The sequence below is a fragment of the Ruegeria meonggei genome (genome assembly GCF_900172215.1).
Taxonomy (GTDB): Bacteria; Pseudomonadota; Alphaproteobacteria; order Rhodobacterales; family Rhodobacteraceae; genus Ruegeria; species Ruegeria meonggei.
Genome location: NZ_FWFP01000001.1, coordinates 457500 through 481354 on the forward strand (window position 1 = coordinate 457500; position 23855 = coordinate 481354).

Below are 23855 nucleotides of genomic sequence, written 5' to 3' on the forward strand. Positions count from 1 at the left end.
TCGTATAGGAGACGGCCATGGTTCGCGCCATCATGATTCAGGGCACCGGCAGCAATGTCGGAAAATCGGTTTTGGTCGCCGGACTGGCGCGCGCCTTTACGCGCCGCGGTCTGAGGGTGGCCCCATTCAAACCGCAGAACATGTCGAACAACGCTGCCGTGACGGAAAACGGCGGCGAGATCGGGCGTGCGCAGGCGCTGCAGGCGCTAGCTGCCAAGCGGCCGACGCATACGGATATGAACCCCATTCTGTTGAAACCTGAGACTGACACCGGCGCTCAGATCATCGTTCAGGGTCAGCGTGCAGGTACGATGAAAGCGGGCGATTACCGCAAGGACAAATCCAAGCTGTTGGGTGCCGCGTTGGAAAGCTTTGACCGGCTTTGTGAAGACGCCGATCTGGTTCTGATCGAAGGTGCCGGCAGCCCGGCCGAAACAAACCTGCGTCAGGGCGACATTGCCAATATGGGTTTCGCCTGTGCCGCCGGGGTTCCCGTGGTGCTGGTTGGCGATATACACCGCGGTGGGGTCATCGCACAGATCGTAGGCACGCAGGCGGTGCTTGATGATGTTGATCTGGCGACGATCAAGGGCTTTGCCGTAAACCGGTTCAAAGGCGATGTATCGCTGTTCGACGACGGCCGTGATGACATCGCCGCGCGCACGGGCTGGCCCTGCATGGGGGTTGTGCCGTGGTTCCAGGACGCCTGGAAGCTGCCTGCCGAAGACATGATGGACATTCGGTCCCACAGCGGGGGTGCCTGCAAAGTTGTCGTGCCGCAACTGGAACGGATGGCTAATTTCGACGACCTCGACCCCCTCTCGGCTGAGCCTTGCGTGACGGTCGAGATCGTGCCCGCAGGCCGCCCTCTGCCTGGTGACGCGGACCTTGTGCTGCTGCCTGGCAGCAAATCCACCATCGGTGACCTGGCTTACTTCCGGGCGCAAGGTTGGGATATCGACCTTTACGCGCATGTGCGGCGCGGTGGGCATGTATTGGGCCTGTGCGGCGGCTACCAGATGCTGGGAAGAACCATCGCGGATCCGGATGGCGTTGATGGTCGTCCAGGCACTGTCGACGGACTAGGGCTGCTGGAGGTGGACACTGTTATGGCAGGCGAAAAGCAGGTCACTTTACGTACCGCACACACCGTTCCAGCCAACGAGCCCGTCACAGGTTATGAAATCCATATGGGCCGGACAGAAGGCCCGGATTGCAGCCGTGCCTGGCTGGAAATCGAAGGCCGACCCGAGGGTGCCGCGAACAGTACGGGCCGCATCCGCGGCAGCTATCTGCACGGTATCTTTTCGTCCGACGCATTCCGCTCCAGCTATCTGGAACAGCTTGGGACCGCATCAAATCTGGCCTATGAGGACGGAGTCGAAGACACGCTGGATGCGCTGGCCGACCATCTGGAACAGCATATGGATTTGGATCGCATTCTGGCAGCAGCCACGCCGCCGAAAAGGCCTTAACAGTTAGTCTGCTTTTTGTTCTGCGAGGGCCCGGTAGATCTCGCGCCGTACCATTTTACGGACATTGCGGGTGATGCGCTCACCCAATACGCCTTGCAGCTCTTCTCGAACCACCTCTGCGATCAACGCGCGCAAAGCATCCTCATCCATGGACAGAGATATTTGCGGTTCCACGGCTTCGCTAACCTGAACAGGCGCAGCGGCCGAGGTGTCGCGGTCCCGGATAAAGGTTGCAGTTGTAGAAGACTTGGGCTGCTTGGCTTCGGTTATTGCTGCCTTAGCGTTCTGGGCTTCGACAAACTCGTCTTCGGCGTTCCAGTTCAGCGATTTGGTCGGGGTACCGGAATAGGCATCATCACTATCGCCATCGGGTTCCCATTGATCCTCTGTCCGGGCAATTGCGGCCTCCAACGCTTCGATCTTGAAGCTAAGGCTATCGACCAGTGCGCCATCCACTTCGGTCTTTGCTTGCTGCTCGGGCGCGGGCTCGGCGTGTTTGACGATGTCACATGCCCGCAGAAGCATCGGCTTGACCGAATCTTCGGCTTTGTACGCGGATTTCTGCTGCTCGGGCTTGGTCTCATCGGCGGAGTCGCTGACCCGCAATGCATCCGTCAGAACCAGCCTGCCGGGCTTGCGACTCATAGAAGATCCCATCAGGCCCGGAACTTTCCGGTCTTCTTCGCTAACCAGACGTTTAATCGAGGACAACACGTCCTCGATTCCTGCGTTTAAGACTTTTTCCGTCATTGTTCTCTACCGCTCTATCCTTGGGGATGAGTGTAGCCAAACAAGCCGTTCCTCACAACAGGTAGTATTGGTTCTTAGTCGCGCCGCAACGCTTTGAGCACGCGATCCAGGTCTTTGCTTTGTCTGCTGACCTGTGCTGGCGCTTTCTTGACCAAATTGTAGTACAGGGTCGGATCATAGATCTGAACCGCAAGACCAAGACGCTCAGCCGTCAGCAAACCCTGCGCCTGCAGCAACTGATACGCCGCCCGCGACCGTTCCGTTCGCGATGCAACCTCTGCCAATTGCGCATCCAGCAAATCCTGCTGCGCGTTCAGCACGTCCAGAGTGGTCCGCGCGCCCAAGGTTGCTTCTTCCCGGATACCGTCAAACGCAACCTGCGAGGCGCGGACCCGTTCGGTCGATGCCCGAAGGCTGGCCGAAGCCGCCTGAAAGGCTGCATAAGCGTCTGCGACCCCTTGGGTGATGTTCTTTTGCACGTTCAGCAAGTTGGCACGAGACGCGTCCCGCGTTGCCATGGCCCGGCGGACGCTGGCGGCCAGTCGACCACCGGCATAGATCGGCTGGGTGAACGTCAGCGAAACCGATGCATCCTCTAGACTGTCATCGTTATCATAGCTTTCGGTGATGCCCGCATCAGCGCTCAGGCCGACATTCGGACCCAGATTGGCACGCTGCTGTTGCACGACCAAATCCAGCGCTCGCACCTGGTGCTGTGCTGACTGAATAGCCGGGTGGTTGCGCTGCGCGAGGCCAACGGCCTCACTCTCGGATCGCGGCAGGTTCGGCAGACGCGGCTGACCGGCTGTACGCCCGGGCGCTTTGCCTACGGCGTTGACATATTCCGCCTGCGCAATGCTCAGGTTACCGCGTGCAACCGCCAGATCCGCTTGCGAGCTTGCCAGCTGCGCTTGCGACAGTGCCACGTCAGTGCGGGTCACCTCGCCCACATCGAAACGGTCCTGTGACGCCCGGAGTTCTTCTGCCGACACCTCTACGTTGTTCATCCGAATCTGTACGGTTTCCTCTTGCAGCAAAACGCCCAGATATGCACCCAGCCCTCGGAACAGGACCTGCTGTTCAATATCAAGCAACGTCTGCCGCGTGGCCAAAACCGTTTCCTGCGCAGATTGTTTGCCCAGTACCGAAAAGCCGCCGTCGTAGACCAGTTGGCTCAACGTGAGCCCAGTAAAAAAATCTGATGGCTGATTCAAAGTAGCGACGCCACTTACGGTGGGTCGGTTGTGGCTCTGACTTATCCGCGCTGTCCAGTTTATGATTGGTCTCAACGCCGACAAGGCAATCGCAACATCTTCATCCGCCGCACGCAACAGGGCGCGGTTTTGTTCCAGCAATCCGCTAGTATTATATGCTCCGATAAACGCATCGGTCAGGTTGTCGGCCCAAACCGCACGCCCTGGAAATGCACTGAGCGCTATACCCGCTGTCAATGCAACGGCCTTAATCAGATTCGCCCCCGTCCGTGAACGCATAACAAAATCCTTCTCAAACCAAAATTACGCTGCCCTGCGAACAGTTTGCGTGTTTGTTTTCAACTAATCAAGGCGGCAGAAAAATACAGGGTGCAATTATAGCGAAAATGCACACTCTGCGGAAAATTCCTTCAAAATCGGTGCATTAGCATTGAACGCGTGACGCCAAGTCATCCGGCCACCGGTTTTGTGTCCGATCCGAACCGTGCCAAGCCGCCCTTCCACGAAAAGACAGGCGATACGCCCGTGATCTTTCAACTGAGCGATGAGAGCATCCGGCACCTGTTCTACTCCGCCCTGAATCATGATGACATCATAAGGTCCATGTTCGGTCGCCCCTTGTTCCAACGGACCTGTGTGCACGATTGCATTGTCGGCATCCGCCTCCATCAGAATCGTCTGCGCCTCGGCGGCCAGGCCTTCGTCTTCCTCTACCGCAACCACCAGCTGTGCCATGCGCGCAGCCACAGCGGTCGAGTATCCAAGGGCCGGAGCGATGTCCAAAACAACCTCGTCATTGGAGATGTTCAGCACGTCCAGAATCTTGGCCAGAGTCCGCGGCTCTAACATGCATCGTCCGTCGCCAAGCTCGATCACCCCTTCGGCATAAGCGGCTTCGCGTTGCCCGTCGGGAACAAAATTCTCACGCTTGACGGCCAGCATCGCGTCGATGATGGGAAATTTGGTGACATCAGAGGGTCGGATCTGCGTGTCCACCATCGTGCGGCGCCGGGTTGCGAAATCTGTCATTTGATCGCTCGTTCTTATCCCAAGGTTGATTGGCTTGTGCCATATTCCGACGATACCGGCAACGGCCCTGGCAGCGAAAGTTTCCTCAGACTGCCGGAACTTTGAGGGGCGCAAATCCGATCGATACAAGCCGACAACCGCTTTTTGCAGCCGACCTACTGGACGCCCCTAACGAAAGGTGCTAAAACGCCTGTCACACCACGGCAAGTATTTGATTTTACTTGAAAAGGCGAGTTGGCGGAGTGGTGACGCAGCGGATTGCAAATCCGTGTACACCGGTTCGATTCCGGTACTCGCCTCCACAACATCTTGTAAAATACGCCAATCTTAAGCCCACCAACACAAGATGTAGTCTCGCAATTTTCGTGCACAATTCGTACACAGTCCGCGTGCAGATTCGAATGCAATTTGAGGCCTTTTGCCGTATACTGAGAAAAAACAGGCAACTAGGCGAAACAGCACGCGATGAGTTACGGCGTTACAACGATAGATGTGCACAAAAAACTGAAGCTGGATAAGCGCCAGGGCAGCGAAAATTGGTACGTGCGGCTGACTTTGGACAACGGCAAACGTGTTGTGAAAAGCACAAAGACAGACGACTTAGAGGAAGCAAAAGTACGCGCGATTGAGCTGTACCACGAAACCAAAGCGCGCATCAAAAATCACCTCCCCGCTCAAACCCGCAAATTCAAGCATGTTGCTGAATACGCGATGGCGCGCATGCAGCGCGAACTTGATGAGGGTGGCGGCAAGCAAGCTTACAAAGATTACTTCTCAGCATTGCGCATTTGGCTCATCCCGTACTTTGGCGACACGGATGTAGCGAAGATAGATTTGGCTGCGCTGACGGCGTTTGACGCGTGGCGTACTGAGACGAATAAAAAGCCGTTCTCACAAAGCGGCATCAATAATCACAACGCTGCACTGAACAGAGTACTGGATGAAGCAGAACTGCACGGCTGGATCGTAAAATCTATGCGCCCCACCCTGCTAAACAAAGGCGTCAAAAGCGAAAGCAGAGGCAGCTTCACGGACGCAGAGTACAAGAAGATTTATACCGCGCTGCGCAGTTGGCACAAAAAGACCAAAGACAAAAAGGCAGCGGCAACGCGCGAAGTGCTACGCAACTACGTGCTGTTTCTTGCAAACACTGGCGTGCGTCACGGCACAGAGGCTTTGCGGCTACGTTGGCGGAACATTGAATGGCAGGAGAATGGCGGTGAACGCTATTTGGTGGTGAACGTAGACGGGAAAACGCGAAAGAGAAGCGCAGTGGCGCGAGACACAGTGGAAGGCTACTTGGACAGACAAAGTACGCTGAACCCCGCTCTCAGCTACGACAGCTTCGCTCTGCTCATCGCAGCCAAATGCAACGAGCATGTGTTCACGACCCGCTTGGGCGCAGTTGCAAACATCGCGAGCTTAAACCGCGCATTTAATGCGCTGCTGGATGACTTGGGTTTGAAAATTGGCGCTGATGGCAAATCCCGCACCCTGTACAGCTTGCGGCACTACTATGCGACGCGGGATTTGAAGCGCGGCATCAGCACACATGCCCTGAGCAAACAAATGGGTAACAGCACGGCAATGTTGGACAAGCACTACAGCAAATACAGCCCATTGCTTAACGCAAAAATGCACAGTGGGCGCGACATGCGAAAAATCCAGAAGAAGGAAGCGGCAGCAAACGGCGGGGGCGTGGTGGCTACAGCGTTCAATATGCTTACAGCGGGCAAACTAGATGAAGCTGGGCTGCTGGCGGCTTTGGGCGTTGAACGACAGAATTACGTGGTGACAGAAGAGATTGCGATGAAGGCGCTGGCGGCAAAGAATGACGACTTGATAAAGGGCGATACACTACTGCGGATATTGAATGGGTAGTTGACGCAACCGCTGCTGCGCCAACCAAAACGTCTTACTTCGCCTTTCGACGCTGTGTTGCCTTTGCAATCGCCTCGTCCAGTTCACCAGCGTCTGTCGCCGCCTTCAACGCGTTCAGTGCGCCAGCAATATCTTTCAGCGCTTTCACGAAAACAGAGTTTCCATTGCCAATCGTCAGCGCCTTATTTCCGTATTTGCACTGCACGTACCAGCCGCCGTCCTGTTCAAAAAACCACGGACGTACCTTGCGCAGCTTGTCCACCAGCACTTTTTCACCCTGCTCATTCTTGACCCATGACTTGCGCGCCACCTCATAGGTTTCGTCGTTTAGGCGCATACCCCCGCCTGAGTCGCTTTCAGGAATACTGGTTCAGACCACGAACGAGCTGAGGTGAGCACGCCAGAAAGAGCTATCCAGCGCGAAACAAAGCTCGTCGGCAACTCTTAACGAAATGACCACTAGTCGCTGCCGATGGACAACTGAAGGAAACACGGTGGTTTCCGATGAACCTCGCTTCAAAATATACTTGAAAACACCGTGTGGCTGGCAACAAATGCCGCTGGCTGACCTTTGCTGGTCGCTTTTCTGACCTCGCAGAAATCTACCCATCTCTCATGCTTGACAAGCCCCCTGCCCGTGCCGCATGTCCCTTGCGTTGGTGTCCATCTTGCGATGGATGAAAAGGGAATGCGTCAGCGGGACAACCGTCAAACGCAGCCGCCCCCGCGACCGTGACCGGAGAGGGTGCCCAAAGCCACTGGCCTGACAGGCCGGGAAGGCGGGACATCTGCCAGAGGACCGCCTCTGACATCCGCAAGCCGGGAGACCTGCCAACACCCGAAGATGAAACCGGACGGGGTGTTCCGGTGTCGGGTCCATGTGCAATCGCGTGGCCCGCATGAAACCCCGTCCCCCACAAAGAGGAATTGGGGGGATGAGAGACATGACCGAGACCACACCAGTTGAATTGCTGGTTTGCACCACGTGTCGTCGCGGACTGCCTGTCGAGGACGACGCGCAGCGACCCGGCGCCTTGCTGCACAAAGCACTGGAACAGGCAGGCCTGCCGGATGGCGTGACCCTGAAGCCGGTTGAGTGCCTTTCGAATTGCGATCAGGGCTGTTCCATCGTCCTGCGCGGTGGGCCAACACGCTGGACCTTTGTCTACGAAAACCTGACCGAAACCGAGCACGTCGAAACGATTGTCGATGGTGCAACCAAATACTTGGCTGCCGAAGACGGTTTGGTGAAATGGCGCGAGCGTCCTGAACATTTCCGCAAAAACTGTGCGGCCCGTATTCCCCCGATTGGAGCCCTGAAATGAGTACTCTTGAGAAACTTCCCGTCACCGTGATCACCGGTTTTCTGGGCGCAGGAAAAACCACACTTGTCCGCCACCTGATGCAAAACCCACAAGGCAAGCGGCTGGCCATTGTGGTTAATGAGTTCGGTGACGTTGGGGTCGATGGCGACATCCTGAAATCCTGTGCCATCCCCGATTGCCCGGCGGAAAACATCATGGAGCTGGCCAATGGCTGTATCTGCTGCACCGTGGCTGATGACTTCATCCCTACCATCGAGGCGCTGATGGCACTGGAGCCGCGGCCCGATCACATCCTGATCGAAACCTCGGGTCTTGCCCTGCCCAAACCACTGCTGAAAGCGTTTGACTGGCCTGATATCCGCTCAAAAATAACCGTTGATGGCGTGATCGCGCTGGCCGATGCCGAAGCAGTCGCCGCTGGCCGCTTTGCACCCAATGTCGCGGCAGTTGACGCCCAGCGCCTGGCCGACGATTCGATCAACCATGAAACGCCTTTGTCCGAGGTGTTCGAGGATCAAATCTCTTGCGCTGACATCATTCTGCTGACCAAGCCCGATCTGGCCGGTCCAGAGGGTGTGGCGAAGGCCAAAGCGATCATTGCGGCAGAGGCTCCGCGCTCCCTGCCCGTGGTCGAAGTCGCCGAAGGCGCAGTGGACGTACGTGTGGTTCTGGGGCTGGAATCCGCTGCCGAAGATGACATGGACGCACGTCCCAGCCATCACGACGGCCATCACGATCACGAGCATGATGATTTCGAAAGCATCATTGTCGAATTGCCGGAACAGGTTGATCCAGCCGAGCTGGTCGCCCGGATCGAACGTCTGGCCAATGAGTTGAACATCCTGCGGGTCAAAGGCTATGCTGCCATTCAGGGCAAGCCGATGCGCCTGCTGGTGCAGGCCGTCGGTGCCCGCGTGCGTCACCAGTACGACCGTCCGTGGGAAGCGGGTGAAGAGCGCCGTTCGCGGCTGGTGGTCATTGCGGAACATGACGACATCAAAGAGGCCGCAATCCGCGATATCCTCGTGGGTGTAGCAGAGGCCGCCGAATAAAAATGCACGTCGTCTTCCGCGAAAGCCACGGGTTAGAAGAGACCGAGACCCCAACCGACCTGGGCCAGAGCCCAGCGGATTTGGTGGTGTTGTCGTTCTCGGACAGCGACCTAGGCGCTTTCGCGGCAGGCTGGCATCGCGGTGGTGGGTCCGAGGGACGGATGCCGACGATGCGGCTGGCCAATCTGACCGCGCTGAAACATCCGCTGTCCGTCGACACCTATGTCGAACAGACGCTGGAGGGCGCCAAAGGCATCCTGATCCGTCTGATCGGCGGCGTGCCCTACTGGGCTTACGGGTTGCAGCAGGCGCTGGCGCTGGCGCAGAGCAAAGGCATCGCTTTGGCAGTCCTGCCCGCCGACGGGCGTGAAGACACGCGGCTGGACGAGTATTCCACCCTGCCCGTCTCGACCCTTCGGCGTCTGGCGCATTTGTGTGACACCGGCGGCGAAGTTGCAGCGCAGGCTGCTCTGGCACAGATGGCTCTGGCGGCGGGGCTTTATGCCGGACCGGTCATGGGGGCCAAAACAATCCCCGAATGCGGAGCATGGTGCCCGGATCGTGGGGTCATCCCGGTCGACAAAGCCTTTACCGGCGACGCGAAACGCATTGTTGTGACGTTCTACCGGGCTTACCTGACCTCGGCGGATACCGCGCCAGTCGCGGCGCTGGTCCACGGCTTGCGTGCCCGTGGGTTTGACGCGGTCGGGGTATTCGCGCCTTCGCTGAAAGCGCCTAACGCCGCTGCGTGGCTGCGCGAACAAATCGTCGCGCTGGCCCCTTCGGCGATCATCAACGCCACCTCGTTCTCGGGCAAAGGCGCGTCGGGCACCTCTCCTCTGGACGCCGCCAATGTCCCTGTGTTCCAGGTCGCGCTATCCACGGCACGCCGTAAGGCCTGGGCCGAGGCGGAACGGGGCCTATCCCCTGCCGATCTCGCCATGCACGTGGTGCTGCCCGAAGTGGACGGGAGGATTTCGGCGGGTATCGCCTCGTTCAAAGAACCGGGCAAACGCGACCCATATCTGGAGTATTCGCGCTTTGCCCACCGGGCCGAGCCGGAACGGATCGAGGCGATCATAGACCGCGTAAGCGGCTGGCTGAACCTGAACGATAAGCCAAAGGCAGATCAGATCCCGGCGCTGATCTTATCCACATATCCGGGCAAGAATTGGCAGATGGCCCATGCGGTCGGCCTGGATGCGCTGGCGTCAGCCGAGGCGATGCTGTCCGATCTGCAAACCGAAGGCTATAAGACCGCGCCCGCCGAACCAATAACTGACACACTGCTGGGCGCTCGGCTAACCTGGCCTCTAAAGGACTATCTGTCGGCGCTGGCAGACGTTCCGGAATCCCTGCGCGCAGATCTGCAAACCGTCTGGGGCGGACCCGAGAACGACCCGTCCTTCGCTGGTGGCGCGTTTCACTTCACTGCCCTGCGGCGTGGTAAGGCGTTGGTGGCGCTGCAACCCGAACGCGGTACGCCGGAACTGCGGGAAGACGAATATCACGACCTGTCGCGCACCCCGCGCCACGGCTATGTCGCGTTTTACCTGTGGCTGCGTCAGGGTCTGGGCGCGGACGCTTTGATCCACATCGGGGCGCACGGCACGCTGGAATGGCTGCCCGGAAAATCGGTCGCCCTGTCCCAGGAATGCTGGCCCGAGGTGTTGATCCGCGATCTTCCGGTGATCTACCCCTTTATCGTCAACGATCCAGGCGAAGCCGCGCAGGCCAAGCGCCGGATCGGGGCGGTCACATTGGGACATATCCCGCCCCCTATGAAAGAAAGCGGCACACCGGATCGGATGGTACGGTTGGAATCGCTGCTGGACGAGTTTTCCAATGCGGACGGGTTGGATCCCAAACGGCGCGACCGACTGCAATCCGATATCCGGGATGAGGCGCAGGCCATCGGGCTGGAAAATGATCTGGGTCTGGATCAGGCCACCTGTAGCACCGAGGCGATCACACGTATCGACCGTTTTGTCTGTGACATCAAGGAAAGCCAGTTCGGCGATGGGCTGCATATCTTCGGCCGCGCGCCCAAAGTGACGGGCAATTTCGACGCCGCCCCCTCGGCCCATGCCGAACGCAGCGCCCTGATCGACGCGTTGGCGGGCAAACGGATTGAGGCTGGCCCCTCAGGTTCCCCCTATCGCGGGCGGTCGGATGTGCTACCGACGGGGCGGAACCTCTACACCACCGATCCACGTTCGGTCCCGACCCGCGCCGCCTATACCCAAGGTGTGAAACTGGCCGAAGAACTGGTCCGGCGTCACCTGCAGGAAGAAGGCGATTACCCCAAGGGGCTGATTGTCGATCTCTGGGGCTCGGCCACCATGCGCACCGCAGGCGAGGAATTCGCCATGGCGCTGCACCTGCTGGGTGTCAAACCGGTCTGGGACAAAGGGTCCGAGCGGGTTTCTGGCATCGAAGTGCTGCCCATCACCGACCTCAACCGTCCGCGTCTGGATGTGACCCTGCGCGTCTCGGGCCTGTTCCGCGATGTGTTTCCGACGCTGTCGGCGCTTTACGGTCAGGCGGTACGGGCGCTGTCGGCGCGGGATGAGGCCCAGGATTGGAACCCCTACGCGGGTCAGGCCCCCGCGGCTCGGGTCTTTGGCCCTGCACCCGGCAGCTATGGTCTGAACATGACCCACCTCTCGGAAACCTACACCGATGAAGCCCGCACGCAGGCCGGAGAAGCATGGCTGGAGGCCAGCTCTTTCGCATTGGAGGGTGAGCATATCGCGCAGGACCGGGACGGCATCACCCGGCGTGTCGCCAATGCCGACAGCTTTGTGCACCTGCAGGACCTGACCGAAACCGACCTGCTGCTGGCCAATGACTACGCCACGCATGAGGCTGGTTTTGCAGCCGCCAAGAAGGTTACCGGCGGCACCGCCCAGCTGTATCATCTAGACAATACCAACCCGGAGAACCCGCGCGCGCGCACCCTGCCCGAAGAGATCAGCCGCGTTGTTCACGCGCGGGCCACCAACCCCGGCTGGATTGCGGGCATGCAGCGGCACGGGTTTCGCGGGGCCGCAGAAATTGCCGCGACGCTGGATCATATGGCGAGCTTTGCGCATTTGTCCGGCACCGTCGCGTCGCATCTGTTCGACCTGTACCACGACGCGACGCTGGGCGATCCGCAGGTCGACGCCTTCCTGCAAGAGAGCAACCCGCAAGCGCATCAGGCCATGCAGGACCGCTTTCGCGCGCTTTTGGAGGCGGGGCTGTGGACCACGCGCCGGAACTCAATCCGGGCCGATCTGGAGGGGTTGAGATGAGCGTGCCTTTGGCCAAGCCAATCGTTCAGGGATGGTGCCCCGGCGCCCACCGTCCGATGATGTCGGGCGATGGGCTGGTTGTTCGGGTAAGGCCGCGACTGGCGCGACTTGAAGTCAGTCAGGTCTTGGGGCTTTGCGATCTGGCCCAACGGTTTGGCAATGGTACCATCGATCTGACCAACCGGGCCAATCTTCAATTGCGCGGGGTCAAAGAAGCTGATCATCAGACACTTTTGACGGAACTGGCCGCCCTGAACCTGCTGGACGCCGATCCGGGCATCGAAGTGCGGCGTAACATTCTGGTCTCTCCTCTGTATCAAGCGGGCGATCTGACCGCGCGCCTGACGCAGCACCTGATCGACCGACTGGCAGAGTTACCCACCCTGCCCGCCAAGTTTGGTTTTGCCATAGACACAGGCCCAGAACGCCTGTTGGCAAAGGATTCGGCCGATATCCGGCTGGAAGCCAGAGCCGACAGGCTGATTTTGCGCGCCGATGGGGCGGACACCGGGCTGCACGTGACCGAGGGTGATGCCATCGACGAGCTGATCATGCTGGCACGTTGGTTTGCCGACAGATACACACCTGAATCGCGCCGCATGGCGCGGGTGGTTGCCCTTGGGGATCTACCGCAAAAGTGGCAAGGTGCTGCACTGAGTGCGATTGGCAGCCCGCTGCAACCCGGGCCCTGCGATCTTGGCACGCTTTATGGCGCGGCATTCGGACAATTACCTGCACACCAGCTTCGTGACCTGATTAAGAGCGGTAACGCCGTTGCCCTGCGCGTCACCCCATGGCGGTTGATCCTGCTGGAAGGCGGGGCGGCGATACCTGCCCCGGGTTTTGTCACAGATGGCACCGACCCGCTGATGACCACCGACGCCTGCCCCGGGGCGCCGCTCTGCCCGCAGGCGCAAGTTGAAACCCGCGACATCGCCCGCGCTTTGGCCCGACGCGTTTCCGGCAGCCTGCATGTGTCAGGGTGTTCCAAGGGATGTGCCCGGATGCGCGCCGCAGATTTCACTTTGGTTGGCAATGACGGGCGGTTTGATCTTGTCAAACATGGCTGCGCAGGGGATGAGCCCTGCCAGCGCAGCCTGACCCTCGAAACACTTATGACCATGGACCTGACCTGATGCCTTATGAATACGAAACCGATGGCGCGGCGATTTACAAACAGAGCTTTGCCACCATCCGGTCCGAGGCCGATCTGACCCGCTTCGACCCCGATGAGGAACAGGTCGCTGTCCGGATGATCCACGCCGCAGGAATGGTCGGGCTGGAAGAGTTCGTGCATTTCTCACCCGGATTTGTCGCCGCGGCGCGTACCGCGTTGGAAAATGGCGCGCCGATCTTGTGTGACGCACGCATGGTCAGCGAAGGCGTGACCCGGTTCCGCCTGCCCGCCGATAACGAGGTGATCTGCCCGTTGCACGACGAACGTGTGCGCCCGCTGGCCGCGAAGATGGGCAATACCCGGTCCGCTGCCGCGCTGGAACTGTGGCGTCCACATCTGGAGGGCGCGCTGGTCGCCATCGGCAACGCGCCAACTGCACTGTTCCATTTGTTGAATATGCTGGAAGACCCTGACTGCCCGCGCCCTGCTGCCATCATCGGCTGCCCGGTGGGTTTTGTCGGCGCGGTCGAATCCAAGGACGCGCTATGGCAGGCGCAGCCGGTGCCATCGTGCATCGTACAGGGCCGTCTGGGCGGCAGCGCCATCACGGTCGCCGCCGTCAACGCCATTGCGAGCCGCGCGGAATGAGCGTCGGTACAATATACGGCGTGGGCCTCGGCCCCGGCGACCCGGACCTGATGAGCGTTCGGGCAGATCGTCTGTTGCGCAATGCCCGCCACGTCGCCTTTTTCCGCAAGCCGGGGCGCAGCGGTCAAGCGCGCAAGATCGTCAATGGCATGATCCCCGAAGGTGCCATTGAGTTCCCAATGGAATACCCCGTGACCACGGAAATCCCATTGACCGACCCGCGTTACAATGAGCTGCTCTCGGCGTTTTACGAAGACTGTGCTGCGCATTTGAAAACCTTGTCCGAACAAGGCGAGGACATTGTGGTTTTGTGCGAAGGTGACCCGTTCTTCTATGGGTCTTTTATGCACCTTTACAGTCGGTTGCGCGGAAAATCTGATATCGAAGTGGTTCCCGCGATCACCGGCATGTCCGGTGCCTGGACCGCGACCGGAGACCCGATCACCTGGGGCGACGACGTGTTGACTGTGCTGGTCGGCACGTTGCCCGAGGACGATCTGTCGCGACGCATGGCGCAAACAGATGCGCTGGTGGTGATGAAAATCGGACGCAATATCGACAAGGTAAAGCGGGCGCTGAAAACCGCCGGTCTCTTTGACCGGGCGTGGATCGTGGAATTCGCCCAGATGCCAAACCAGACGGTAACGAAACTGTCCGAGGCCTGTGAGAAAGTGACCCCTTATTTCTCGATCATCATCGTGCACGGTCAAGGCCGACGACCATGAGCGGCTGGGTCAAAATCGCGGGGCTGGGCCCTGGCAGTGAGGAACTTGTGACATCGCAGGTCTCAGCAGTCTTGGCCGAGGCAACGGATGTGGTCGGCTATATCCCTTACGTTGCGCGTGTGGCGGAACGCCCCGGTCTGACCCTGCATGCCAGCGACAACCGGGTTGAGATTGACCGCTCACAACATGCGCTGCAAATGGCGGCCGAAGGCAAACGTGTGGTCGTGGTCTCTTCGGGTGATCCGGGCGTCTTTGCCATGGCAGCTGCGGTGTTTGAGGCGTTGGAAAACGGCCCCCCGGAATGGCGCGACATCCCCATCGACGTGCTGCCGGGCATTACGGCAATGCTGGCGGCTTCGGCGCGCGCGGGGGCGCCATTGGGACATGATTTCTGTGCCATCAACCTCAGCGACAATCTCAAACCTTGGTCTTTGATCGAAAAACGTCTGCGTCTGGCGGCGCAGGGGGATTTCGCCATGGCATTCTACAATCCACGGTCAAAGTCCCGTCCGGAAGGCTTTGTAAAAACGCTGGAAATCCTGCGTGAGGAATGCGAACCCGAACGCCTGATCCTGTTCGCCCGCGCGGTATCACGCCCGGATGAGGCGATCCGGATATCCACATTGGCCGAGGCAACGCCGGACATGGCCGACATGCAAACGGTGGTCATCGTGGGATCATCCCTGACCCGCGTGATCGAGCGCAATGCGGCCCCAATAGTCTACACTCCGAGGTTCACCGAAGCCGGGGATCAAGGATGAGTCAGCCAGTCCAGAACCTGCGTCACGCCCGAAAATTCAACCCGCTTTGGCAGGGTCGGACGGTCAATCATCAGCACCGGCACGCCCTGCACCCGCGCCGCGTCAAGCTTGGCCCGTGCGCCGGTGCCACCTGCGTTCTTGGACACGACCAATTGGGTCTCATGGCGTATTGTCAGTGCCAGATCCTCTTCAAATGTGAACGGCCCGCGCGACACAACCACATCGCAATTCGGCAGCGGCAGCATGTCCGGCTCATCCACCAACCGCAGCAAGTAGCGGTGCTGGGGTTGGGCCGCGAAATCCTCAAGATGCATCCGACCGACGGCCAGAAAAACACGCTGCGCCGGACCCGACAGCGCGGCAACAGCGGCGGCGATGTCGGGTACGTGCTGCCAGCGATCGCCGTCCTGTGCGGCCCATTCCGGGCGGGTCAGCGCGGCCAACGGCACGCCTGTCTCGGCACATGCCGCGACCGCATTGCCGCTCATCTGCGCGGCAAAAGGATGGGTGGCATCAATGACATGAGTAACCGCGGAATCGGACAGATAGCGCGCAAGCCCGGCAGCCCCACCAAATCCACCGACACGCATCGGCAACGGTTGCGGGCGCGGGTTTTCCACCCGTCCCGCATAGGAATAGGTCGCCGGGATACCCAGCTGGGCCACAGCTTTGGCCAGTGCGTTGGCTTCGGTCGTACCGCCAAGGATCAGGAGGTTGGTCATGTCTGATGCTCCGTGGCTGACCGTTCTGGGCTTGGGCGAAGATGGACTGGATGGCCTGCCGCCCGCAAGTCGTCAAGTGCTTGAGCGGGCCGAGATCATTATGGGCCCACCGCGGCACCTATCTCTGATCCCCGACAGCACCGGACAGCGGATCGAATGGCCTGTGCCTTTTGCCGATGGCCTGCCCATTCTGACCGGATTTCGTGGCCGTCCGACTGTGGTTTTGGCTTCGGGTGATCCATTCTGGTTCGGCGCGGGGTCGGTGATCGCACGCAATTTCGATGCCGGGGAATGGGCCGCCCTGCCCGGCCAATCCACCTTTTCGCTAGCCGCCGCGCGGCTGGGTTGGCCGCTGGAGGCCACCCAGACCTTTGGCCTGCACGCGGCCCCGCTGACACGGTTGCGCCCGCATCTGGCCCCCGGGCTGCGCGCAATCTTGCTGCTGCGCAACGGCGCGGCGGTGGCCGAGCTGGCCACCTACCTGACCGAAACCGGCTTTGCTGACACCCGCCTGCATGTGATGGAGGCGCTTGGCGGCGCCCGTGAACGGTCGCGCAATGTGTCGCTGACCGAGGCGTTGCTGGGCGGCTTCGACCACCCGGTCTGCGTCGGGCTTGAGGTCGCAGGCCACGGCGCCGCGTTCCCCAAGGCCTCGGGTAAACCGGATGAGATTTTTGAGACCGACGGCCAGATCACTAAACGTCCAGTTCGTGCATTAACCCTGTCAGCGCTGGCCCCGCAACGGGATGAGCACTTGTGGGATATCGGGGGTGGAACTGGGTCCATCAGCATCGAATGGCTGATGTGCGATCCGACCTTGACCGCCACCTCAATCGAGCCCCGCGCCGACCGGGCCGAGCGTATTCGCCGCAACGCGGATATGCTGGGTCAGGATCGGCTGAACGTGGTGCATGGCACGGCCCCCGATGCGTTGACCGGCCTGGCTCTGCCCGATGTGGTTTTCATCGGCGGCGGGCTAAGCACCGCGTTGCTGGAATGGCTGCAAACTTCCCTGCCAGCGGGCACGCGTCTGATCGCCAACGCGGTGACTTTGGAGAGCGAAGCCTTGCTGGCGCACTGGCACGAAACGCTTGGCGGAGAGCTGCTGCGCATTGAACTGGCGCAGGCCTCGGCCCTTGGCCCAAGGCGCGGCTGGAAATCCGCCTACCCCGTAGTGCAGTGGAGCGTGACCCTATGATCGTCGCGGGCCTGGGATTTTCGTCAGCGGCAACCGTTGACAGCCTGCGTATGGCCTTTGAGCGCGCCAGTACCGACAGGCGGGTCGACGCGATTGCGACCGTCGCCGACAAAGAAGGCCACGCCGCCCTTGCGGCATTCGTCCAGACCATCGCCTTACCCTTACATTTCGTCGCCCCCGCCGATCTGGCGGGGCAACGCACCCTCACCTGCTCGGCCCGCAGCCGCGCCACTTATGGCACCGGCAGCGTGGCTGAGGCATCCGCTCTTGCCGCCGCCGGTGCTCTGGGTGGTCCGGGTGCGCGGCTGACCTCACCCAGACACATCTCGGACGACCGGCTTGCCACTTGCGCCGTCGCCATCGGAGGACAAACATGACCGTTCACTTCATCGGCGCCGGACCGGGTGCCGCCGACCTTCTGACCTTGCGCGGGCGCGATATCATCGCGTCTTGTCGCGTGTGCCTCTATGCTGGATCGCTGGTGCCCGAAGAAATTCTGAGCCACTGCCCCGAGGGCGCAAAGATCGTCAACACCGCACCAATGGACCTGAACCAGATCATGGCCGAGATCGACGCTGCACATCAGGCCGGTCAGGACGTGGCGCGGCTGCACTCCGGTGACCTGTCCGTCTGGTCGGCCATGGGTGAACAGATCCGACGACTGAAAGAGATGGGGATTCCTGTCAGTGTCACGCCGGGCGTGCCGTCTTTTGCGGCCGCCGCTGCTGCATTGGGCACGGAACTGACCTTGCCGGGACTGGCGCAATCGGTGGTTCTGACCAGAACGCCGGGGCGCGCGTCCTCGATGCCCGAGGGCGAAACGCTGAAAAACTTCGCGCGCACCGGCGCGACCCTCGCCATCCACCTGTCGATCGGCAATTTGGACACGGTCATCGCCGATCTGGTCCCCGCCTATGGCGCGGATAGCCCTGTGGCCGTTGTCTACCGGGCCAGCTGGCCGGACGAGCGGATCATCCGCGCCACTTTGAATACCCTGAAGGACGCGCTGGACGAGAGCATCTCGCGCACCGCTCTGATCTTGGTCGGCCCGGCGCTGGCCGGAGAAGGGTTCGACGAAAGCTGTTTGTATTCCAAAGATTACGACCGCCGCTACCGCCCGCAAAGCACAGATAGCCCGTGGTCAAGTTGGAGCCCCGAGAATGAATGAAGCGATGACCAACCCTCCGGGTGTGCTGATATCCGCGCCCTCTTCGGGCACCGGTAAAACCACCGTCATGCTAGGCCTGCTGCGCGCGCTGGCCGAAGACGGGCTGACTGTGCAACCGTTCAAGAGCGGCCCTGACTACATCGATCCGGCCTTTCACCGGGCTGCGGCTGGGCGGGCTTCGTTCAATCTGGACAGCTGGGCGATGGGCGACCCGCTGCTGAGTGCGATTTCCGCTCAGGCGGATGGGGCCGATATTGTGGTCGCCGAGGGCTCAATGGGTCTGTTTGATGGCGTCGCCAAACCCGGAGAATTGGGCCATGGCTCCAGCGCTGAAACCGCGCAGCGCATGGGTTGGCCTGTGGTGCTGGTGCTGGATGTGGGTGGCCAGGCGCAGTCTGCGGCAGCCACGGCGCTGGGGTTTCGGATGTACAATCCGGACTTGCCCTTTGCGGGCGTGATACTGAACCGCTGCGCCAGCCCTCGGCATGAGAGGTTGACGCGGCTGGGCATGGAACGTGCAGGTATGCCGGTGCTGGGTGTGCTGCCACGTCGTGGTGATCTGACTTTGCCCGAGCGGCATCTGGGCCTGATCCAGGCGGTCGAGCACCCCGATCTGGAAAGTGCGATTGTCGGTTATGCAGCCTTTCTGCGGGAACACGTGGATTTGGAGGCAATCAAAAAGGCGGCTTCCTCAGGCCCCAGTGGGCCATCGTCAGCCGCGCTGCCGCGCCCGCCTGCCCAGCGGATCGCGCTGGCTAGGGATGCGGCGTTTTCGTTCACCTATCCGCATTTGCTGAAAGGCTGGCGGGCCGCTGGGGCTGAAATTCTGCCCTTTTCGCCCTTGGCGAACGAAGCCCCCGCACCAGATGCCGATCTGGTGTGGCTGCCCGGCGGATATCCTGAATTGCATGCAGGTACATTGGCTGCGGCCGGAACCTTTTTGGGCGGGTTACGCAAACACGCAGAAACCAAGCCGGTGCATGGTGAATGCGGTGGGTATATGGCGCTTGGCCAGGCGCTGGTCGACAAGGACGGCGTTCGACATGAAATGGCCGGGCTGCTGGGGCTGGTGACCTCATACGAAAAACGCAAGTTCAACCTTGGATACCGTCGGGCGGAACTGCTGGCGCCGATGCCCGGGTTTTCGACGGGGTCTGGTTTGCGTGGGCATGAGTTCCACTATTCCTCGATCCTCGATCAGCCTGACGCTGCGCTGGCGCGGGTGTTTGACGCCGAAGGCGCAGAAGGGCCACAGACCGGGTCCGTACGCGGCCATGTGACCGGCACCTTCTTTCACCTGATCGCGGAGGCCTCGGCATGAGTGGCTTTGTCTCGTTCGTCGGCTCGGGCCCCGGAGACCCCGAGTTGTTGACGTTGAAAGCGGTGGACCGGATGCAGAAGGCGGATGCTGTGCTGTTCGACGACCTCAGCAGCGGCCCGATCCTGAGCCATGCGCGTGACGACGCCGACCTGGTGGGCGTCGGCAAACGCGCCGGGCGCCCCTCGCCCAAACAGAATCACGTTAGCCAGTTGCTGGTGGACTATGCCAAAACCGGCGCCCGCGTCGTGCGGTTGAAGTCCGGCGATGGCGGGTTATTCGGGCGGCTAGAGGAAGAGCTGACGGCGCTGCGCGCGGCCGAGATCGACTATGAGATCATACCCGGCATCCCTTCGGCTGTGGCAGCGGCTGCAGCGGCGGGCATTCCACTGACCCGACGGTTGACCGCCCGGCGGGTTCAGTTTGTGACTGGCCATGACGTCAGCGGCAAACTGCCCGAAGACCTGAACCTGCCCGCTTTGGCCGATCCTGATGCCACAACAGTTGTATTCATGGGCAAGCGAACTTTCCCTTTGCTGGTGAAAGCGCTGCATGCGCATGGCTTGCCCTTGGATACTCAGGCAATGATGGCTGAATCCGTTTCGACCCCGGATCAGAAACTGCACCGTGCAACCGTTGGTGCGTTGTCCGCACAATTAGAGACCGAGATCGGAACTGCCCCGGCGCTGATCCTTTATGGCCCGCTGGCTGAGGTCGGCAATGTTTGACCTGACCTTGATCGGCATTGGCACCGGCAACCCCAACCATTTGACTTATCAGGGTGCGCGGGCCATTCGGACCGCGGACCTGATCCTGATCCCTCGAAAAGGCGAGAACAAAGCCGATCTTGTCGGGCTGCGGGAAGAGATTATCACTCAGGTCACCGACACGCCGCCACTGATTGCCTATTTTGACATACCCAAGCGGCGCGTCGACGACGGGTATCTGCGCGGGGTGGACGACTGGCACGACGCGATTGCCTTGCGCTGGCAGAAAGCGATCTCGGCTCATCCGCAAGCGCGCAATGTGGCCCTGTTGATCTGGGGCGATCCGTCTTTGTACGACAGTTCGCTGCGAATCGCCGCACGGCTAACCCCCAAACCGCAGACGCAGGTGATTCCCGGCATCACCGCCCTACAGGCACTGACGGCAGCACATGCGATTCCGATTAATGATCTGGGCGCGCCCTATGTCGTGACAACCGGACGGCGCATTCGGGATGAGGGCTGGCCACCAGATGCCACAACAGCAGCGGTGATGCTGGATGGAGAATGCGCTTTTCAAAACCTTGAAATGCAGGATTATGACATCTGGTGGGGCGCTTACGTGGGCATGAAAGAAGAACTGCTGATCAGCGGACCTTTGGCCGACGTGTCCGTGCAGATTCTGGAAACCCGGGCGCGGGCGCGTACGGATCATGGCTGGATCATGGATATCTATTTGCTGAAAAAGCGCGTGATCTGACCTGAAAGGTCGCAAATGACGATTGCGCCCTTGCAGGCATAGCGGCTAAATGGAGACGTCTGGTCCCGCCGGAGACATCCGGATGCTAAGAGGGAATTTGGTGCGACTGCCCGTTCAGTCAAGTCCAGAGCCGCCCCCGCGACTGTAAGCGGAGAGCTCCTGTTCAACCAGCCACTCCTGTTTTCAGGGGGAAGGCGAACAGAGGCATCGACCCGCAAGCCAGGAGACCTGCCAGGCGTGAATCGTAACACCAGCCGTCGGGTGCGACGGCAGAGGAGAACTAGTAATGGCAACACAAACAAAAACAGCATCCGCCGCGCGCACAGGCTTTTTTCCGGTCATGTTCGCAGTGGTTTTGGGTCTGGGCCTCATCACGCTGACGGGTCACGTTCAAGCCGCAGCGCTGCATGACGCCGCACATGACGTGCGTCACGCAACCGGCTTCCCCTGCCACTAAGACCATGTTCAGTCGTATTCTGACCAGCGCGTTGTTCGCTGGTGCTGCAGCAGGGCTGATTGCCGCCTTGCTGCAGTTGGTCTTTGTGCAACCTGTCTTACTGCACGCGGAACTGTACGAATCCGGAGAGCTGGTGCATTTCGGAGCAGAGGCGGTGTCCGCCCATCCCGAACTGCCGGGCATGTTCTCAGAATTGACCCGCGACGCGCTGAGCGTCATCTTTACCATGCTGACTTATACCGGTTACGCGCTGGTGATGGTTGCGCTGATGTCGGTGGCTGAAGGACAAGGTCACACGATTGATGGCCGAACCGGTGTATTGTGGGGCCTGGCGGGATTTGTCGCGTTCCATCTGGCACCCGGCTTCACTTTGGCACCCGAAGTGCCGGGCGTTGCCGCGGCTGACGTCTATGCCCGACAGGTCTGGTGGTTTGCCACTGTTGCGGCGGCGCTTGTGGCGCTGTGGCTGATAGCCTTTGGCGGCAATCTGATCAGCTATTTGATCGCAGCTGCCCTGCTGATGGCCCCGCACCTGATCGGCGCGCCCGAGCCGGACGTATTCACCGGCCCTGTCCCAACCGAAATCGGCGCCCTGTTTGCGGCCCGCGCCTTTGGCATCGGCCTGGTTGCCTGGGTTCTGGTTGGCGCTTTTGCCGGGTATTTCTGGCAAACCGAAGGCAAGCGCGCTGCGGCGACGGCCTGATTTAGAAAAACGCGCGCCGGGCATTCCCCGGCGCGTTTCTTTTTGTTTTCAAGGAAATAAAATGGCACGCTCACTTGCCCTTTTTGCCATCGGACTGGTGTTCGGCGGCGGGGCCGGATTTGTTCTGGCCGCCGCCAATGGCGTAACTTTTGATGGCCACGACCATGGCGACCCATCCCACCACGGCGGCGTACAGGCCGAAGCGATGGCACATGACCACTCGACCCCTGTGAACCTGCCTGCAGGTGCGGATGCGCCCAGCGTTGCGATTGCAGTGATTCCAGATCCTATGGCCGGTTGGAACCTGCACGTGATGCCGCAGAATTTCCGGTTCGCTCCGGAAAGCGCGTCGGCGGCAGAAAAAGACGGCGAAGGTCATGCGCACGTCTACATCAACGGTGAAAAACTTGGCCGACTTTACGGCAACTGGATGCATATTCCAGCCTTACCCAAAGGCGCGGTCGAGGTCGAAGTTTCATTGAACGCTAACAGTCACAGCCCGTTGACCGTCGACAATGTGCCTGTCCGCGCGGTGGTCACCGTTCAGGTCGACTAAAGCGCTGGAATTCGCGTACGCAAACACATCCGAAGCCGCCCGCAAGGCCGGGCGTCTTCGATCCAGCCCTTGGGACTGTCCAGATAGGTCTGACAGGTCTTGGCGATGTCCCCGGCGTCTGCAACCACATTGATCCCGGAAAACACATACGACGCACGCCCCGCACTTTGCAGCGCCAGTGCAGTCGGTTCGGCGCAACTGCTGAAACAGGCATGTGTGGCAAACTCAACCCGTTCCTCAAGCCCGGCTTGGGTGAGTGTGGTTTGCACAGCCTGTGCCTCGGCCGCGTGGTCACGCGCGCCCGCGCAACTGCTGCAGATTGATAGGCGTAACTTGTCCACAAACGGCCTCATATCCTGACGTCCGCACGTTTCTGCGGTTTTATGACGGTCGGCGCAATCCTGAATACGCACGTGTTTGTGAGTGCGCCGTGCCTCGTTTTCTGCCATCAATTGGTCCGACATAAAACAGGAGACACTGTTATGCGCGCCTTGTGGGCTATGCTCTGCTTTCTGGCCCTGCCCCTATGGGCGGACGAGCCGCTGTCGGGATGGGCGGTCTACTCTACGGACAAAAGCTATGACCAGCTTGTCGCGGATACCAAAGCGGCCGTAAAGGAAAACGGTCTGATTGTGGTCACGCAGGCTGGCCCCACCAAAGCTGCCGCCGCGCGGGGCATCACCATTCCAGGCAATCTGGTGATCGGGGTCTTTAACAACGATTTTGCCGTGCGCGTGCTGGAAACCTCGGTCGATGCGATGATCGAAGCGCCGATCCGGTTTTACGTGACCGAAAATGATGACGGCAGCGCCACACTGTCTTACAAAACCCCCAGCTTTGTCTTTGCACCCTATGTGTACGAGGGCGGAGAGCCCCTGAGGGATATTGCCGCTGATCTTGACACAAAGTTCCAGACAGTGGCGGAATCTGCAGTCAAATAGTCACACTGACGTGAACCAGCTTGCCTCTGACCGCGTCCTCCGCAATCTCCTGTAC

25 protein-coding genes, 1 tRNA gene and 2 riboswitches are annotated in these 23855 nt (G+C 60.3%); of the genes, 20 read left to right on the plus strand and 6 right to left on the minus strand.

Annotation, left to right across the window (positions count from 1 at the left end):
• The first annotated feature begins 17 nt into the window (after positions 1–17).
• Entirely contained in the window at positions 18–1475 is a 1458-nt protein-coding gene (locus RUM8411_RS02290) for a cobyric acid synthase (protein WP_085820990.1), read from the plus strand.
• A 3-nt stretch (positions 1476–1478) separates the two neighbouring features.
• Here the strand turns inward: RUM8411_RS02290 and RUM8411_RS02295 are convergent, their stop codons facing one another.
• The 3 genes from RUM8411_RS02295 to RUM8411_RS02305 all read right to left on the minus strand — a co-directional run bounded on the left by RUM8411_RS02295 (position 1479) and on the right by RUM8411_RS02305 (position 4468).
• Complete coding sequence (locus tag RUM8411_RS02295) at positions 1479–2225, minus strand: hypothetical protein (RefSeq protein ID WP_085820991.1); 747 nt, start codon at positions 2223–2225, stop codon at positions 1479–1481.
• Positions 2226–2299: 74 nt separating this feature from the next.
• Complete coding sequence (locus RUM8411_RS02300; RefSeq protein WP_085820992.1) at positions 2300–3718, minus strand: TolC family outer membrane protein; 1419 nt, start codon at positions 3716–3718, stop codon at positions 2300–2302.
• Between the two features lie 96 nt (positions 3719–3814).
• The gene (locus RUM8411_RS02305; RefSeq protein WP_085820993.1) at positions 3815–4468 is read right to left on the minus strand and encodes a protein-L-isoaspartate O-methyltransferase family protein; all 654 of its coding nucleotides are present in this window, start codon (positions 4466–4468) and stop codon (positions 3815–3817) included.
• Positions 4469–4696: 228 nt separating this feature from the next.
• Here RUM8411_RS02305 and RUM8411_RS02310 point away from each other — a divergent pair.
• A tRNA-Cys gene (locus tag RUM8411_RS02310) sits at positions 4697–4770 on the plus strand.
• 163 nt (positions 4771–4933) lie between these two features.
• Positions 4934–6349: a tyrosine-type recombinase/integrase gene (locus RUM8411_RS02315; protein WP_085820994.1), complete on the plus strand. Its 1416-nt coding sequence runs from the start codon at positions 4934–4936 to the stop codon at positions 6347–6349.
• A gap of 34 nt (positions 6350–6383) precedes the next feature.
• Here the strand turns inward: RUM8411_RS02315 and RUM8411_RS02320 are convergent, their stop codons facing one another.
• A complete protein-coding gene (locus tag RUM8411_RS02320; RefSeq protein WP_234995111.1) occupies positions 6384–6686 on the minus strand; it encodes a hypothetical protein in 303 nt (100 codons plus the stop codon).
• A gap of 303 nt (positions 6687–6989) precedes the next feature.
• Positions 6990–7199: riboswitch (cobalamin riboswitch) on the plus strand.
• A 94-nt stretch (positions 7200–7293) separates the two neighbouring features.
• Here RUM8411_RS02320 and RUM8411_RS02325 point away from each other — a divergent pair.
• Genes RUM8411_RS02325 through cobJ form a run of 7 tightly spaced genes read left to right on the plus strand, consistent with a single transcriptional unit; the run spans position 7294 to position 15273 of the window.
• Positions 7294–7674, plus strand: coding sequence for a DUF1636 family protein (locus RUM8411_RS02325; RefSeq protein ID WP_085820995.1), 381 nt, complete (start codon positions 7294–7296; stop codon positions 7672–7674).
• Positions 7671–8726 carry a cobalamin biosynthesis protein CobW gene (gene cobW, locus RUM8411_RS02330; RefSeq protein ID WP_085820996.1) on the plus strand — a complete coding sequence of 352 codons (1056 nt, stop codon included), beginning with the start codon at positions 7671–7673 and terminating at the stop codon, positions 8724–8726. Before RUM8411_RS02325 ends, cobW begins: the two co-directional genes overlap by 4 nt.
• Before the next feature lie 2 nt (positions 8727–8728).
• Positions 8729–12022 (plus strand): cobaltochelatase subunit CobN, encoded by a 3294-nt coding sequence (gene cobN, locus RUM8411_RS02335; RefSeq protein ID WP_085820997.1) that lies wholly within the window; start codon positions 8729–8731, stop codon positions 12020–12022.
• The gene (locus RUM8411_RS02340) at positions 12019–13158 is read left to right on the plus strand and encodes a ferredoxin-like domain-containing protein (RefSeq protein WP_085820998.1); all 1140 of its coding nucleotides are present in this window, start codon (positions 12019–12021) and stop codon (positions 13156–13158) included. The genes cobN and RUM8411_RS02340 overlap by 4 nt, the downstream gene beginning before the upstream one ends.
• The gene (locus RUM8411_RS02345) at positions 13158–13787 is read left to right on the plus strand and encodes a precorrin-8X methylmutase (RefSeq protein WP_085820999.1); all 630 of its coding nucleotides are present in this window, start codon (positions 13158–13160) and stop codon (positions 13785–13787) included. The genes RUM8411_RS02340 and RUM8411_RS02345 overlap by 1 nt, the downstream gene beginning before the upstream one ends.
• Positions 13784–14512, plus strand: coding sequence for a precorrin-2 C(20)-methyltransferase (locus tag RUM8411_RS02350; protein WP_085821000.1), 729 nt, complete (start codon positions 13784–13786; stop codon positions 14510–14512). The genes RUM8411_RS02345 and RUM8411_RS02350 overlap by 4 nt, the downstream gene beginning before the upstream one ends.
• A complete protein-coding gene (gene cobJ, locus RUM8411_RS02355; RefSeq protein WP_085821001.1) occupies positions 14509–15273 on the plus strand; it encodes a precorrin-3B C(17)-methyltransferase in 765 nt (254 codons plus the stop codon). The genes RUM8411_RS02350 and cobJ overlap by 4 nt, the downstream gene beginning before the upstream one ends.
• On the opposite strand, the gene RUM8411_RS02360 is transcribed toward cobJ, so the two are convergent.
• Positions 15264–15995: a cobalt-precorrin-6A reductase gene (locus RUM8411_RS02360; RefSeq protein ID WP_085821002.1), complete on the minus strand. Its 732-nt coding sequence runs from the start codon at positions 15993–15995 to the stop codon at positions 15264–15266. The two genes, cobJ and RUM8411_RS02360, sit on opposite strands and share 10 nt — an antisense overlap.
• On the opposite strand from RUM8411_RS02360, the gene cbiE reads away from it, so the two are divergent.
• The 9 genes from cbiE (at position 15994) to RUM8411_RS02405 (ending at position 22859) form a co-directional block, all read left to right on the plus strand.
• On the plus strand, positions 15994–17193 hold the full coding sequence (gene cbiE / locus RUM8411_RS02365) for a precorrin-6y C5,15-methyltransferase (decarboxylating) subunit CbiE (RefSeq protein WP_085821003.1): 1200 nt from the start codon (positions 15994–15996) through the stop codon (positions 17191–17193). The genes RUM8411_RS02360 and cbiE overlap by 2 nt on opposite strands.
• Positions 17190–17570 (plus strand): cobalamin biosynthesis protein, encoded by a 381-nt coding sequence (locus RUM8411_RS02370; protein WP_085821004.1) that lies wholly within the window; start codon positions 17190–17192, stop codon positions 17568–17570. Before cbiE ends, RUM8411_RS02370 begins: the two co-directional genes overlap by 4 nt.
• Complete coding sequence (gene cobM, locus RUM8411_RS02375; RefSeq protein ID WP_085821005.1) at positions 17567–18361, plus strand: precorrin-4 C(11)-methyltransferase; 795 nt, start codon at positions 17567–17569, stop codon at positions 18359–18361. The genes RUM8411_RS02370 and cobM overlap by 4 nt, the downstream gene beginning before the upstream one ends.
• Positions 18354–19682, plus strand: a complete 1329-nt coding sequence (locus tag RUM8411_RS02380) for a cobyrinic acid a,c-diamide synthase CobB (RefSeq protein ID WP_085821006.1) — start codon at positions 18354–18356, stop codon at positions 19680–19682. Before cobM ends, RUM8411_RS02380 begins: the two co-directional genes overlap by 8 nt.
• A complete protein-coding gene (gene cobA, locus RUM8411_RS02385; RefSeq protein WP_085821007.1) occupies positions 19679–20407 on the plus strand; it encodes a uroporphyrinogen-III C-methyltransferase in 729 nt (242 codons plus the stop codon). The genes RUM8411_RS02380 and cobA overlap by 4 nt, the downstream gene beginning before the upstream one ends.
• On the plus strand, positions 20400–21143 hold the full coding sequence (gene cobF / locus RUM8411_RS02390) for a precorrin-6A synthase (deacetylating) (RefSeq protein ID WP_085821008.1): 744 nt from the start codon (positions 20400–20402) through the stop codon (positions 21141–21143). Before cobA ends, cobF begins: the two co-directional genes overlap by 8 nt.
• 43 nt (positions 21144–21186) lie before the next feature.
• Positions 21187–21393: riboswitch (cobalamin riboswitch) on the plus strand.
• A gap of 36 nt (positions 21394–21429) precedes the next feature.
• On the plus strand, positions 21430–21600 hold the full coding sequence (locus RUM8411_RS02395) for a CbtB domain-containing protein (protein ID WP_085821009.1): 171 nt from the start codon (positions 21430–21432) through the stop codon (positions 21598–21600).
• A gap of 4 nt (positions 21601–21604) precedes the next feature.
• A complete protein-coding gene (locus tag RUM8411_RS02400) occupies positions 21605–22303 on the plus strand; it encodes a CbtA family protein (protein ID WP_085821010.1) in 699 nt (232 codons plus the stop codon).
• A gap of 61 nt (positions 22304–22364) precedes the next feature.
• Positions 22365–22859, plus strand: coding sequence for a hypothetical protein (locus RUM8411_RS02405; RefSeq protein ID WP_085821011.1), 495 nt, complete (start codon positions 22365–22367; stop codon positions 22857–22859).
• Here the strand turns inward: RUM8411_RS02405 and RUM8411_RS02410 are convergent.
• Positions 22856–23308, minus strand: coding sequence for a DUF1636 family protein (locus RUM8411_RS02410; RefSeq protein ID WP_234995112.1), 453 nt, complete (start codon positions 23306–23308; stop codon positions 22856–22858). The two genes, RUM8411_RS02405 and RUM8411_RS02410, sit on opposite strands and share 4 nt — an antisense overlap.
• 33 nt (positions 23309–23341) lie before the next feature.
• On the opposite strand from RUM8411_RS02410, the gene RUM8411_RS02415 reads away from it, so the two are divergent.
• Positions 23342–23800 (plus strand): DUF302 domain-containing protein, encoded by a 459-nt coding sequence (locus tag RUM8411_RS02415; protein ID WP_085821012.1) that lies wholly within the window; start codon positions 23342–23344, stop codon positions 23798–23800.
• The last annotated feature ends 55 nt before the right edge of the window (positions 23801–23855 follow it).

Coding starts and splice junctions, on each gene's coding strand:
- RUM8411_RS02290 (WP_085820990.1), top strand. CDS start 18: ATGGTTCGCGCCATCATGATTCAGGGCACCGGCAGCAATGTCGGAAAA.
- RUM8411_RS02295 (WP_085820991.1), bottom strand. CDS start 2,225: ATGACGGAAAAAGTCTTAAACGCAGGAATCGAGGACGTGTTGTCCTCG.
- RUM8411_RS02300 (WP_085820992.1), bottom strand. CDS start 3,718: ATGCGTTCACGGACGGGGGCGAATCTGATTAAGGCCGTTGCATTGACA.
- RUM8411_RS02305 (WP_085820993.1), bottom strand. CDS start 4,468: ATGACAGATTTCGCAACCCGGCGCCGCACGATGGTGGACACGCAGATC.
- RUM8411_RS02315 (WP_085820994.1), top strand. CDS start 4,934: ATGAGTTACGGCGTTACAACGATAGATGTGCACAAAAAACTGAAGCTG.
- RUM8411_RS02320 (WP_234995111.1), bottom strand. CDS start 6,686: ATGCGCCTAAACGACGAAACCTATGAGGTGGCGCGCAAGTCATGGGTC.
- RUM8411_RS02325 (WP_085820995.1), top strand. CDS start 7,294: ATGACCGAGACCACACCAGTTGAATTGCTGGTTTGCACCACGTGTCGT.
- cobW (WP_085820996.1), top strand. CDS start 7,671: ATGAGTACTCTTGAGAAACTTCCCGTCACCGTGATCACCGGTTTTCTG.
- cobN (WP_085820997.1), top strand. CDS start 8,729: ATGCACGTCGTCTTCCGCGAAAGCCACGGGTTAGAAGAGACCGAGACC.
- RUM8411_RS02340 (WP_085820998.1), top strand. CDS start 12,019: ATGAGCGTGCCTTTGGCCAAGCCAATCGTTCAGGGATGGTGCCCCGGC.
- RUM8411_RS02345 (WP_085820999.1), top strand. CDS start 13,158: ATGCCTTATGAATACGAAACCGATGGCGCGGCGATTTACAAACAGAGC.
- RUM8411_RS02350 (WP_085821000.1), top strand. CDS start 13,784: ATGAGCGTCGGTACAATATACGGCGTGGGCCTCGGCCCCGGCGACCCG.
- cobJ (WP_085821001.1), top strand. CDS start 14,509: ATGAGCGGCTGGGTCAAAATCGCGGGGCTGGGCCCTGGCAGTGAGGAA.
- cbiE (WP_085821003.1), top strand. CDS start 15,994: ATGTCTGATGCTCCGTGGCTGACCGTTCTGGGCTTGGGCGAAGATGGA.
- RUM8411_RS02360 (WP_085821002.1), bottom strand. CDS start 15,995: ATGACCAACCTCCTGATCCTTGGCGGTACGACCGAAGCCAACGCACTG.
- RUM8411_RS02370 (WP_085821004.1), top strand. CDS start 17,190: ATGATCGTCGCGGGCCTGGGATTTTCGTCAGCGGCAACCGTTGACAGC.
- cobM (WP_085821005.1), top strand. CDS start 17,567: ATGACCGTTCACTTCATCGGCGCCGGACCGGGTGCCGCCGACCTTCTG.
- RUM8411_RS02380 (WP_085821006.1), top strand. CDS start 18,354: ATGAATGAAGCGATGACCAACCCTCCGGGTGTGCTGATATCCGCGCCC.
- cobA (WP_085821007.1), top strand. CDS start 19,679: ATGAGTGGCTTTGTCTCGTTCGTCGGCTCGGGCCCCGGAGACCCCGAG.
- cobF (WP_085821008.1), top strand. CDS start 20,400: ATGTTTGACCTGACCTTGATCGGCATTGGCACCGGCAACCCCAACCAT.
- RUM8411_RS02395 (WP_085821009.1), top strand. CDS start 21,430: ATGGCAACACAAACAAAAACAGCATCCGCCGCGCGCACAGGCTTTTTT.
- RUM8411_RS02400 (WP_085821010.1), top strand. CDS start 21,605: ATGTTCAGTCGTATTCTGACCAGCGCGTTGTTCGCTGGTGCTGCAGCA.
- RUM8411_RS02405 (WP_085821011.1), top strand. CDS start 22,365: ATGGCACGCTCACTTGCCCTTTTTGCCATCGGACTGGTGTTCGGCGGC.
- RUM8411_RS02410 (WP_234995112.1), bottom strand. CDS start 23,308: ATGGCAGAAAACGAGGCACGGCGCACTCACAAACACGTGCGTATTCAG.
- RUM8411_RS02415 (WP_085821012.1), top strand. CDS start 23,342: ATGCGCGCCTTGTGGGCTATGCTCTGCTTTCTGGCCCTGCCCCTATGG.